The sequence below is a fragment of the Mesorhizobium sp. M7A.F.Ca.US.006.01.1.1 genome (assembly GCF_003997935.1).
In the GTDB taxonomy this organism is placed as follows: Bacteria; Pseudomonadota; Alphaproteobacteria; order Rhizobiales; family Rhizobiaceae; genus Mesorhizobium.
The window spans coordinates 1-10909 of record NZ_RZQL01000231.1; the positions used below are offsets into that span (position 1 = coordinate 1).

The 10909-nt window shown below is 63.4% G+C and carries 12 protein-coding genes and 1 pseudogene; 6 read left to right on the forward strand and 7 right to left on the reverse strand.

Going from position 1 to position 10909, the window contains the following annotated elements; translation table 11 throughout:
- Window positions 1–354: hypothetical protein (locus EN943_RS29370; RefSeq protein ID WP_127415658.1), on the reverse strand; the 354-nt coding region annotated here is incomplete at its 3' end.
- Between the two features lie 191 nt (window positions 355–545).
- Here EN943_RS29370 and EN943_RS29375 point away from each other — a divergent pair.
- The 3 genes from EN943_RS29375 to EN943_RS29385 all read left to right on the forward strand — a co-directional run bounded on the left by EN943_RS29375 (window position 546) and on the right by EN943_RS29385 (window position 3713).
- Window positions 546–1520 carry an L-threonylcarbamoyladenylate synthase gene (locus tag EN943_RS29375; RefSeq protein ID WP_127415659.1) on the forward strand — a complete coding sequence of 325 codons (975 nt, stop codon included), beginning with the start codon at window positions 546–548 and terminating at the stop codon, window positions 1518–1520.
- A gap of 9 nt (window positions 1521–1529) precedes the next feature.
- Complete coding sequence (locus EN943_RS29380) at window positions 1530–2960, forward strand: FAD-binding oxidoreductase (RefSeq protein ID WP_127415660.1); 1431 nt, start codon at window positions 1530–1532, stop codon at window positions 2958–2960.
- A 186-nt stretch (window positions 2961–3146) separates the two neighbouring features.
- Window positions 3147–3713, forward strand: coding sequence for a DUF6101 family protein (locus tag EN943_RS29385; protein ID WP_127415661.1), 567 nt, complete (start codon window positions 3147–3149; stop codon window positions 3711–3713).
- Between the two features lie 97 nt (window positions 3714–3810).
- On the opposite strand, the gene ubiA is transcribed toward EN943_RS29385, so the two are convergent.
- Both ubiA and EN943_RS29395 read right to left on the reverse strand, forming a co-directional pair.
- The gene (gene ubiA, locus EN943_RS29390) at window positions 3811–4794 is read right to left on the reverse strand and encodes a 4-hydroxybenzoate octaprenyltransferase (protein WP_164778441.1); all 984 of its coding nucleotides are present in this window, start codon (window positions 4792–4794) and stop codon (window positions 3811–3813) included.
- A 60-nt stretch (window positions 4795–4854) separates the two neighbouring features.
- Window positions 4855–5766 (reverse strand): LysR family transcriptional regulator, encoded by a 912-nt coding sequence (locus EN943_RS29395; protein WP_127415662.1) that lies wholly within the window; start codon window positions 5764–5766, stop codon window positions 4855–4857.
- Between the two features lie 89 nt (window positions 5767–5855).
- Between EN943_RS29395 and EN943_RS29400 the strand changes: the two genes are divergently transcribed.
- Both EN943_RS29400 and purD read left to right on the forward strand, forming a co-directional pair.
- Window positions 5856–6677 (forward strand): phytanoyl-CoA dioxygenase family protein, encoded by an 822-nt coding sequence (locus tag EN943_RS29400; protein WP_127415663.1) that lies wholly within the window; start codon window positions 5856–5858, stop codon window positions 6675–6677.
- Window positions 6678–6835: 158 nt separating this feature from the next.
- The gene (gene purD / locus EN943_RS29405) at window positions 6836–8113 is read left to right on the forward strand and encodes a phosphoribosylamine--glycine ligase (protein WP_127415664.1); all 1278 of its coding nucleotides are present in this window, start codon (window positions 6836–6838) and stop codon (window positions 8111–8113) included.
- Window positions 8114–8130: 17 nt separating this feature from the next.
- Here purD and EN943_RS29410 read toward each other — a convergent pair whose 3' ends face one another.
- The 4 genes from EN943_RS29410 to EN943_RS29425 all read right to left on the reverse strand — a co-directional run bounded on the left by EN943_RS29410 (window position 8131) and on the right by EN943_RS29425 (window position 10452).
- Window positions 8131–9240 carry a glycoside hydrolase family 25 protein gene (locus EN943_RS29410; RefSeq protein ID WP_127415665.1) on the reverse strand — a complete coding sequence of 370 codons (1110 nt, stop codon included), beginning with the start codon at window positions 9238–9240 and terminating at the stop codon, window positions 8131–8133.
- 131 nt (window positions 9241–9371) lie between these two features.
- Window positions 9372–9875, reverse strand: coding sequence for a GNAT family N-acetyltransferase (locus tag EN943_RS29415; RefSeq protein WP_127415666.1), 504 nt, complete (start codon window positions 9873–9875; stop codon window positions 9372–9374).
- The gene (locus EN943_RS29420) at window positions 9872–10159 is read right to left on the reverse strand and encodes a DUF1778 domain-containing protein (RefSeq protein ID WP_127415667.1); all 288 of its coding nucleotides are present in this window, start codon (window positions 10157–10159) and stop codon (window positions 9872–9874) included. The genes EN943_RS29415 and EN943_RS29420 overlap by 4 nt, the downstream gene beginning before the upstream one ends.
- A gap of 56 nt (window positions 10160–10215) precedes the next feature.
- On the reverse strand, window positions 10216–10452 hold the full coding sequence (locus EN943_RS29425) for a hypothetical protein (RefSeq protein WP_027035972.1): 237 nt from the start codon (window positions 10450–10452) through the stop codon (window positions 10216–10218).
- Window positions 10453–10666: 214 nt separating this feature from the next.
- Here EN943_RS29425 and EN943_RS29430 point away from each other — a divergent pair.
- Window positions 10667–10909 (forward strand): annotated as a pseudogene (locus EN943_RS29430) (acyl-CoA dehydrogenase); the annotation flags it as partial.

Consider the following 10909-nt stretch of genomic DNA (forward strand, 5'->3'; position numbering starts at 1 on the left):
GGCCGGCGCGGCACCTGTCGCTGGTGCAGCGGTTGGCGCTGGTGCTGGGAAATCGGGACCGGTAACGCCGCCACGAATGACCATCGGACCTGGCTGGAAGCCGTGCCCGGTCGCGGGCTTGTCCGGGATCGCCGCCACCTTTTCATCGGTGACCTCGGGCTGTGCTTCCCCTTTTGCCACCACCGACCGCGCATCGCTGGCGTTGACTGCATCGACGGTTCCAGGCTGGGTGGGGGTGCCGATCCTGACGATCGATGGTGTGGAGGATGGCGTGCCTGGAAAAACCAGGGATGACGCCTGGGCTTCGCCGGCCGCAACAGCAAGAATGATACCCAGCAGGATACGCGCAGACACTGATATCGCTCCCCTTTGCCCAGCAGCTGTTCGATAGCAGGCCGGAATTGATGCCGGCTTTCGTGGAAACATAGCATTTTAGGGATTGATAGATTGCCAATGCTCCTGCTCGCCAACAATCGGTTACCCAACAGCCGACTTGCCCAACGGCCGCCATCGTACTACGCACCCGCATCTGTGAGGTGACGAGAGTGGCTGAAATACTTGGCTCGGGCGAGGCGCTGGAGCGGGCGCTGGCGCTGCTCAGGGACGGCGATGTTGTCGCCATCCCGACGGAAACCGTCTACGGGCTGGCCGGCGACGCCACCAACGGCATCGGCGTCGCGCGCATCTTCGAAGCCAAGGGCCGGCCGCGCTTCAACCCGCTGATCGCCCATGTCGCGGACATGGCGATGGCAGAGCGCCTCGCGCTGTTCGATCCGCTGTCCAGGAAACTCGCGCTTGCGTTCTGGCCCGGTCCGCTGACGCTGGTGCTGCCTCAGCGGCCCGGCAACGGCATCCATCCGCTGGTCACCGCCGGGCTCGATACGATTGCCTTGCGCATGCCGAGGGGCTTTGGCGGCGAGCTGATCGCCAGGCTCGGCCGCCCGCTTGCAGCGCCCAGCGCCAATTCATCCGGCAGGATCAGCGCAACGACCGCGCAAGCGGTGGCAGCCGATCTCGGTGCGCGGATAAATCTGGTGGTCGATGGCGGCGCGACCCCGGTCGGGCTGGAATCGACGATTCTCAAGGCCGAGGGGGAAAGAATGCGGCTGCTGAGGCCCGGCGGCATCGCCGCCGAGGAGATCGAGGCAGCCATCGGCATGGAATTGTTGCGCGGCGGCACCGCCGGTGTCGAGGCGCCGGGCATGCTTGCCTCGCACTATGCGCCGGGTGCCGCGATGCGGCTCAATGCCGGCACGGTCGGCGAGGGCGAGGCCTTGCTCGGCTTCGGCAGCCGGAGGGCGCAAGGCTGGCGCCGCGCCGAAGCCTTCCTCAATTTATCCGAAACCGGGGACCTGCGCGAAGCGGCGAGCAATCTGTTCGCCTACATGCAGGAACTCGACCGCAGCGGCGCGCCGACCATCGCCGTCGAGCCTATTCCCTTCGACGGGCTCGGCGAAGCGATCAACGATCGGCTGTCGCGTGCCGCTGCCCCTCGTGACATCCCACAACCCGCAACATAGTTTTCCCCCATGACCGAAATCACAGAGATACTCGATCCCGCTCTCATCGATCGCTTCACGGCGATCGTCGGCGACAAATATGCGCTGCGCGATCAGCAGGACATCGCGCCCTACCTCATTGAGCGACGGGGGCTCTGGCACGGCGCGACATCGCTGGTGCTGCGGCCGGGCAGCGTCGACGAAGTCAGCCGGATCATGCGGTTGGCGACCGAGACGGGCACGCCGATCGTGCCGCAAAGCGGCAACACCGGGCTGGTCGGCGCGCAGGTGCCGGACAGGTCCGGGCGCGAAATTGTCCTGTCGCTGTCGCGGCTGAACCGCATCCGTGAAATCGATGTCCTGTCCAACACCGTGACGGTCGAGGCCGGTGTCATCCTGCAGAGTCTGCAGGAGGCAGCCGACGCCGCCGACCGGCTGTTCCCGCTGTCGCTGGCCGCGCAAGGCTCCTGCCAGATCGGCGGCAATCTTTCCTCCAATGCCGGCGGCACCGGCGTGCTTGCCTATGGCAATGCGCGCGAACTCTGTCTCGGTGTCGAGGTGGTGCTGCCGACCGGCGAGGTGTTCGACGACCTGCGCAAGCTGAAGAAGGACAACACCGGCTACGATCTGAAAAACCTGTTCGTCGGTGCCGAAGGCACGCTCGGCGTCATCACCGCCGCCGTGCTCAAGCTGTTCCCGAAGCCGAAGGGGCGCGAAGTCGCCTTTGTCGGCCTGTCGTCGCCCGAGGCGGCCCTTTCGCTGTTCAGCCTGGCCATGGACCGTGCCGGGGCAGCACTCACCGCTTTCGAACTGATCGGCAGGCGGCCATATGATTTCACGCTGGTGCATGCCCAGGGCGTGGTGCGGCCGCTGATCGAGGACTGGCCATGGTATGTGCTGATGCAGATTTCATCAGGCCGTTCGTCGGAAGATTCACGAGCGTTGATCGAGGATGTGCTCTCGGCCGGCCTCGAACAGGAATTCGTCGGCGACGCCGTCATTGCCGCGAGTCTCGCGCAGGGCGATGCCTTCTGGAATTTCCGCGAGCTGCTCCCCGAGGCACAGAAACCGGAAGGCGCCTCGATCAAGCACGACATTTCGGTGCCTATTGCATCGATCCCGCGTTTCATCGCGGAGGCTGCTGGCGCCGTGGCGTCGGTAAGTGCAGGCGCCCGCGTGGTCTGCTTCGGCCATATGGGCGACGGCAATCTCCACTACAACATTTCGCGGCCAGTCGACGGCGATGATGAGGCGTTCCTCGCTCTCTATCACCCCATGAACAAGGCGGTGCACGGTGTGGTGCGCAGCCTGCACGGTTCGATCTCGGCCGAGCACGGCATCGGCCAGTTGAAACGCGACGAACTGATCGCCACCGCGCCGCCGATGGCGATCGATCTGATGCGAAGGGTGAAGGCCGCTTTCGACCCGGCCGGCATCATGAATCCGGGTAAGGTTATCTGATCCTTTCGACATCTTGTGGCTGGTGGGATTCCGATAACCATCCCTGAGATCAGCAAAATTTAACCGACTTTCTTAAGCGGGGCGGTAAGGAGCCCGCGCTACTGTCTCCATACAAACGAGGCCGGAAAAACCGGCCCGGAGAGAACCGGACACCGGCTCTCAGGAGACAGACAGGAAGGCCACTCTATGAACACCGGACTGAAGCCAGTCTGGGCGGGACGCAACATGCGTCTCGACCCATTCCGCCTGCCGCAAGTGGTGAGCTACGCGACTCGCGACGACTACGGCGATGTAACCTTCACCATTGACCAGCGCGGCGCCGTGATCCGCCGCTTGCTCGAGATGAGCGGCCTGCCCGCGATCATCGTTCTGCCCGCCAATGCGTTCCGAGGCGTTGCCGCCCGCGCGATGGAGGATCCGGACGGCAATGTCACGGTGACCCTGGAACTCCTGCACAACGACCCGATGCTGTCGGTGCCGCTGCTGGTGGCCGACGATCTCGACGATGTCGCCGCCGACTGGCGCGCTTGGGCCGAGGCCTACCGTCTGCCGATGCTGCTGATCGAATCGGACGGCGTTGCCCGCACCCTGGAAGAATCGCTCGGCGCCGCCATCAAGACGCTGCCGCCGCAGGATCGCCGCAAGGGCCGTGTTTCCAACACACGCCGCCCGCGTTTCCTCGCTCGCCGCAGGGCCGGCGACCTCGGGCTCAGGCTGGTCATCGACGGCCAGGAGATCATTTCAAGGGAGTGAGAAACGGTCCGCAAAGCGGACGAAAAGCCAATTGCTTGGATTTTCGAGCTTCGAACGCCCTGAGCCTGCGAAGGGCTATGGCGAGGAAGCGAAGCCGCTAGACCAGCGGCTTCAACGCCACCCAGACAGCGCCGCCGATCAGGCCGAGGAAGATCAGCCAGCCGACCTGGTTGTTCGACCTGAACAGCCGCAGGCATTGGTCCGGATTGTCGATATTCAGAACCGCGATCTGCCGGGCCATATGGGCGCCGGCGGCGATCAGTCCGGCCAGCGCCACCACCGGCGCCTGCGCCGACGCGAAGGCGATCGCAAAACAGATCAGTGCGCCGCCATAAAGTCCGGCCAGCCACGCCTTGGTGTTGTCGCCGAACAGGCGTGCCGTCGAGCGCACGCCGACAATGGCGTCGTCTTCCTTGTCCTGATGCGCGTAGATCGTGTCGTAGCCGATCACCCACAGGATCGAGCCGATATAGAGCATGACGGCAGGCCCATCGAGATCGCCGAACTCGACCGCCCACCCCATCAGCGCGCCCCAGGAAAAGGCAAGGCCAAGCACCAGTTGCGGCCAGTTGGTTATCCGCTTCATGAATGGATAGATGGCGATGACCGCCAGTGAGCAGATACCAAGCAGGACGGCAAAGCTGTTGAACTGGATGAGCACGACGAGGCCGACCAGAGCCTGCAGGACGAGAAACAGCCATGCCCACCGGCGCGTCGCCTTGCCCGACGGCAGCGGTCGCGAGCGCGTGCGCTCGACTTGGTTGTCGATGTCCTGATCGACGAGGTCGTTGTAGGTGCAGCCGGCGCCGCGCATGGCGATGGCCCCGACCAGGAAAAGCACGAGATACACTGGTGCCGGCAGCAGTGAGAGCAGCGGGTCGCCGGGACGCGGATAGGCGCTTGCCGCCAAGGCCGCCGACCACCAGCACGGCCACAGCAGCAGCTGCCAGCCGATCGGCCGGTCCCACCGGGCAAGTTGCGCATAGGGCCAAATCGAGCGCGGCAGCGCGAGGTAGACCCAATGGCCGTTCGGCGCATCGGCGACACGGCCCTGGGCCGCTTTCGACTGGATGTTTTCCATGTCCATGGAGTGGCAGCAGCGGCGGAAACCGTCAAGCGGCAAGCGGTGCTCGTCAGCCTTTCACGAGGCAAAGATGTCGCGGGTGGCGAACCAGCCCTTGGCCACTTCGACGAAGGCCAGCGCGGCATTCGACACACGCTGATGCGTGTCATAGCTGAGCAGGATCCGCTGCATGGGCAGCGGATCGGACAGCGGCTTGCAGATGAGCGGCAGGCCGTCATAGCTGCGGTCGCCGTGCGGGCGGGTGTAGCTGACCGCGACGCCGAAGCCGTTGGCGACCATGCTCCGCTGCAGTTCGAACGAGCTTGTCGTCATGTCGGCCACCGGGGAAAGGCCACGGCTGCGAAACAGGTCGAGCATGTGCTGCCAGCTGTGCGGCTGGTCCGTGGTGATCAGCGGATAGGCGGCCAGATCGGCAAGGCTGACCGTTGGCCGATCCGCCAGGGCGTGGCCCGCCGGCAACAGCGCGTGCGGGCGAAGTTCGCGCAGCAGGATGCGGGCGAAATGCGTCGGCAGGCTGAGATCATAGGTCAGGCCGAGATCGATGGCCGCATCACCCAGCCGACGTCCCAGCGTCTCGAACGTCTCGTCGCGAACGACGATTTTGACGGCCGGATAGCGTTCGCAGAAGGCGCGGATCAAAGCCGGCGCGAAGAAAGGCGCCAGATCCTCGAAGCATCCCAGCACCAACTCACCGCTGACAGCCGATTTGCTTGAACCCAGGCCTATGAGTTCCTCCGTTTCGGTGAGAACCTGCCTTGCCTTGGCCACGACGGCGCGGCCGAACGATGTCGGCGATACGCCGCTTCCCCGCTGGCGGACGAACAGCTTCTGCCCGAAATTCTTTTCGACCGCGTCGATCGCCACCGAAACCGACGGCTGAGAGACGTTCAGTATCTTTGCCGCGCCGGTGACGCTACCGTGACGCGCCACGGCAACCAGGTAGCGCAGCTGCGTGAGGGTCACACTCATAGGCATACTCTATATGTCAGATGGAAAGTTATTATTTTACTGAATGAATTGGTGTTGCGATAGTCGGTTCATTCCAAGAGGAGAACGCCATGGCTTCCGCAACCGACGTCCAGACAATCGACGCTCAGACCATCGATGCAAAGACGATCGCCGACTATCAGCGTGACGGCGCTGTCTGCGTTCGCGGCGCCTTCAAGGGCTGGGTCGACACGATCGCCACCGGCATCGAACGCAACATGCAGAACCGCAGCGCCACGGCATCCGACATCGCCAACGGCCGCGGCAGTTTCTTCGATGACTACTGCAACTGGAAGCGCATCCCCGAATTCGTCAGCCTGGTGCGGGACTCACCCGCCGCCGAACTGGCGGCGGCGGTGATGCAGTCGCGCACCGCGCAGTTCTTCCACGATCACGTGCTGGTCAAGGAACCCGGCACGCAGAAGCCGACGCCCTGGCATCAGGACATCCCCTACTATTTCGTCGATGGCCAACAGACGGTGAGCTTCTGGATACCCATTGATCCGGTGAAGGAGGCGACGCTGCGCCTGATCGCTGGCTCGCACAAATGGGACAAGATGATCCTGCCGGTGCGCTGGCTCGACGACAGCAATTTCTACGCCGGCGAGGGCGACTATCTGCCGGTGCCCGATCCCGACAAGGATCCGTCGATGAAGGTGCTCGAATGGGAAATGGAGCCGGGCGACGCCATCCTGTTCGACTTCAGGACCGCTCACGGCGCGCGTGGCAACATGACCGCGGCGCGGCGCCGGGCGCTGTCGCTGCGCTGGGTCGGTGACGATGCGCGCTATGTCGAGCGGCCGGGCCGCACCTCGCCGCCCTATCATGGCCACGGCATGCAGCCGGGACAGAGGCTGCGCGAGGACTGGTTTCCGGTGGTTTTCTCCGCCTAGTCGAATCGCCAGAAAATTGGCGGCGGCGGCCGCCGCGAATTTTCGGCGGGGATAACGTTCCCGTGCGCAATTCCTGTCAATGTATCCTGATGCCTTGACCCGTCGCCCAGAGAGCAATAGCGGGTGCTCTAAGGGATAGTCGGCATCAAGAGGTCGCCATGAACGTTCTTCTTCTCGGCTCCGGCGGCCGCGAACATGCGCTCGCCTGGAAGATCGCCGCGTCGCCGCTGCTGACGAAGCTCTATGCGGCTCCCGGCAATCCGGGCATCGGCAGTGAGGCTGAGCTGGTGAAGTTGGATTTAGCCGACCATGCCGCCGTGGCCGCGTTCTGCCGGGAGAAAAAAATCGGCCTCGTCGTGGTCGGTCCGGAGGGGCCGCTGGTCGCCGGCATTGCCGACGATCTGCGCGCGCAAGGCATTCGCGTCTTCGGACCCTCCAAGGCTGCCGCACAGCTGGAAGGGTCGAAAGGTTTCACCAAGGACCTCTGCGCCCGCTACGACATCCCGACCGCCGCCTATGGCCGTTTCAGTGACCTGGCCTCGGCCAAGGCCTATGTCGAAAAGACGGGCGCGCCGATCGTCATCAAGGCCGACGGGCTGGCTGCCGGCAAGGGCGTCACCGTCGCCATGACGCTCAGTGAAGCACAGGTAGCCCTCGATGCCTGCTTCGATGGTTCCTTCGGCGCCGCCGGCGCGGAAGTTGTGGTCGAGGAGTTCATGACGGGCGAGGAGGCAAGTTTCTTCTGCCTCTGCGACGGCACCACCGCACTGCCCTTCGGCACCGCGCAGGATCACAAGCGCGTCGGCGACGGCGACACCGGTCCGAATACCGGCGGCATGGGCGCCTATTCGCCGGCACCGGTGATGACGCCGGAACTGGTCGAGCGCACCATGCGCGAGATCATCGAGCCGACCATGCGCGGCATGGCCGAACTGGGCGCGCCTTTCTCCGGCGTGCTGTTTGCCGGGCTGATGATCACCGACAAGGGACCGAGACTGATCGAATACAACACCCGCTTCGGCGATCCGGAATGCCAGGTGCTGATGATGCGGCTGAAGGACGATCTTCTGGTCCTGCTCAACGCGGCGACCGACGGCCAGCTTGCGCATACTTCGGTGCGCTGGCGCGACGAGGCCGCACTCACCGTGGTGATGGCGGCGAGAGGCTATCCCGGCACGCCGGAAAAAGGCTCGGTCATTCGGGGCGTCGAAGACGCGGCGAGCGACGGCGTCCAGATATTCCACGCCGGTACCGCCATCAATGGCGGCGCACTGGTGGCCAATGGCGGCCGCGTCCTCAACGTCACGGCATCAGGCGCCACGGTCGGCGAGGCACAGAAACGAGCCTATGCCGCGCTTGACCGAATCGATTGGCCGGACGGGTTCTGCCGCCGCGATATCGGCTGGCAGGCCGTGGCGCGCGAACAGGCAAATTAAGGTTCTGGGACGGCAGTCTATCGCTGGCCGCGATCGAGTTCGGTCGAAGCGGTGCTGAGCGGATCGGCCGCGGCAAAGGCCGCGTCGAGTTGTGCTGGTGAACGCTGCTCGGTTCGCTTCCAGGCGACATACTGGACAATGCCGAAGGCCGCCCGTCGCGGCACCGTCTTCACGACTGGCATGCGGAAGCCGTCGCGGAAACGGGACCAGCGTGTGCCCAACGCTGCAACCATGTCCTCGAAAGTCGGCGGCGCGGCCACCGACGCATAGGTGATGGTGACATTGCCGGCGAGGCCGGCCTCGCGTGAAACCGGTAGCGGTATCGAGGCGAGATAGTCCGGCGGCACGTCGATAAGCCCACCGAACGGCCATTGCGCGCGCAGCGTGCCGGCGTCTGTCGGCGCGACATTCACGTCTATGTCGTTAGGCGTGCCGGCAACCCTGTAAGGGCAGCGGAAACGGCCGCAATTGGCTTGCGCCGAAAACTGCCACAGTGCGTAGCCTTGCCAGTTGCCCATCGGAAAATGCACGTCGATGTCGTTGGTGTAGCGCGCATACCAGAGCGGCAGCCGCGACAGGAGCCGGTATCGGTAGCTGTTGTCGGCAATGTACTGGGCGGTCTTGCCGTTGGTGTACAGCACCGGGAAACGGCCGATGCGCCGATGCACCTGGCGTACGAACTCCTCGGCATCGTCGAGCGACATCCATTGCGAGGGATCATTGCCCTCGATGTCGAGAGCCATGAGATCGTCTGGTGCGGGCTCGGCGAAATCGAGGAAATTATTGGCCTGCTCGACCGGATTGCCGGGGCGGGCAAGATGATAGGCGCCCCATTTCAGGCCGAGTGCCTTGGCCACCACCCGGCGCGTCTGAAACAGTTCGCGCGTCACCGCATGACGTTTCCACAGCGCCTTGCAAAGCTTCACCTCAATGTCGTTGCCCAGGCAGAAATAGGGCGGGGGCATACCGTCGGAGGCCTTGTTGATGAAGCCGACGACCCGCTTGTCGGTGGCGAGCTGGGCCCAGTCGATGGAATTGTATTCGTAGGCATCGACGACCAAGGCGCGGTCGGCGTTCTTCCAAGGTTCGGAAAAATCCGAAGCCTTTGCTGCCGTCGACAGTGCCATCGTCGCCGCGAATGCGAGAAGCGCTGAGCGGCGAAGTAGGCGCGCCAGTGTTTTCAAACAGGGAATCCCCGTTGACCAAAAGCAAATCCTGAACCGTCATGGTTAAGGATTTGCTTTCGGGGCAATGCGGGTCAGTCGAACAGCTTCAACGCCGTCGCTACCGACAGGAACATTGACATCGGGCGGCCTCGAAATGGTGTGAAACCATGCTTGCGATAAAAAGCCGCGGCTTTGTCGTCCTTGGCGTCGACGATCAGCGCGAAGCAGGCAGGAGCGGCTTGGGCGCAGCGCCGGAGCGCATCCACGATCAGTATCGATCCAACTCGTTGTCCCTGATATCGGGTATCGACTGCCAACCTTCCGATCAATATGGCGGGCAAGACTGGATAGCGCGGTAGGCGTTTTGTCAGGTCTTCTGGCAGAGAGGCGACGGGCACACTTGACGCCGCAAGGGTGTAATATCCGGCGATGAGATGGACATCCCGGTCTACGGCGACGAAGCAGTTGCTGACACGGCGTTTGACGTCCTGGCTCGCCTGCTCGCGCAGATAGAGGTCGAGTGCCAGGATGCCACAGCTGAATGCCTTACGATCATACGACCCGCCCAGCGGCTCGATGATTAAATCGAGACTCACCGGGATTCGACGACAAGTCGCTTGTAGGCGTCGGCGGCTTTGCGCAGTGCTTCATTGGGTTCGGGTGGATTGAGAATGGCCTCTACCAGAGCGCGCTGATCCTCGATGGACAAGCGGATGATAGCGGTCTCCTCAATGGTCCGTTGTGCAGCTTCCTGTGCTGCAGAGACCACGAAGTCGCTGACGCTGCGGCCCTGGATTTCGGCGGCACGTTTGACCACACTCAGCATATCCGGGGAGATCCGAGCTTCGAGACGGGCAGTGCGGGTCTGTTGATTTGGCATAGTGATCACCTCTAGTACAATATGTACGGGCTCTGACCGTACATATCAAGCGATGATCAACGCCGGTTGAATGGCTGAACTTCAAACGGGTCCGGCGCCGGCTCTTGCCGCAGCGTGCCTTCGGCGGCGCGCTTGCGGTGGTGGGCGAGTGAGCATTGCGGCGAGCATAATATGCCGCGATCCGACCAATAGGCGGCACCGTGTTCCAACTGGCCTCCATGATAACAGAACCCCTCCGCTCGATAGGGCAGGCCGCATTCGATACAGCGATAGGCGTCGGGTCTGGCAAGCATGGGATAATTCCGTTGCGTGGTTTTAATCGATCGCCGGTCGACTTGATCTGGCGCCGGTTGAATTTAATACGTGCCGCGGCGATTGCAAAATCCGCGTGACAAAATTTGACGTTTACGTAAAAAGAAGATGGGAGACCGCCGATACGGTGGGTGGTTTTGCAGCGGCACCGGCTCTACGGTTGGGCGGGCCGATGCATCAGGAGGAGTGGGCGGCATGTATAGGGCACCGGTCGAGGATATCGCCTTCACGCTCAAGCACGTGGCCGGCATGAAGTCGGCGCTCGATGCCGGCAGGTTTGGCGATCTCGGCGATGATCTGGTCGATGCCGTTCTTGGCGAGGCCGGCCGCTTCGCCACTGAAGAGGTCGCACCGCTCTACACGACCGGCGATCGGCAAGGTGCCGTGCTGAAGGACGCTGCCGTCACCACGCCGCCCGGCTGGAAGGAACTCTATCGC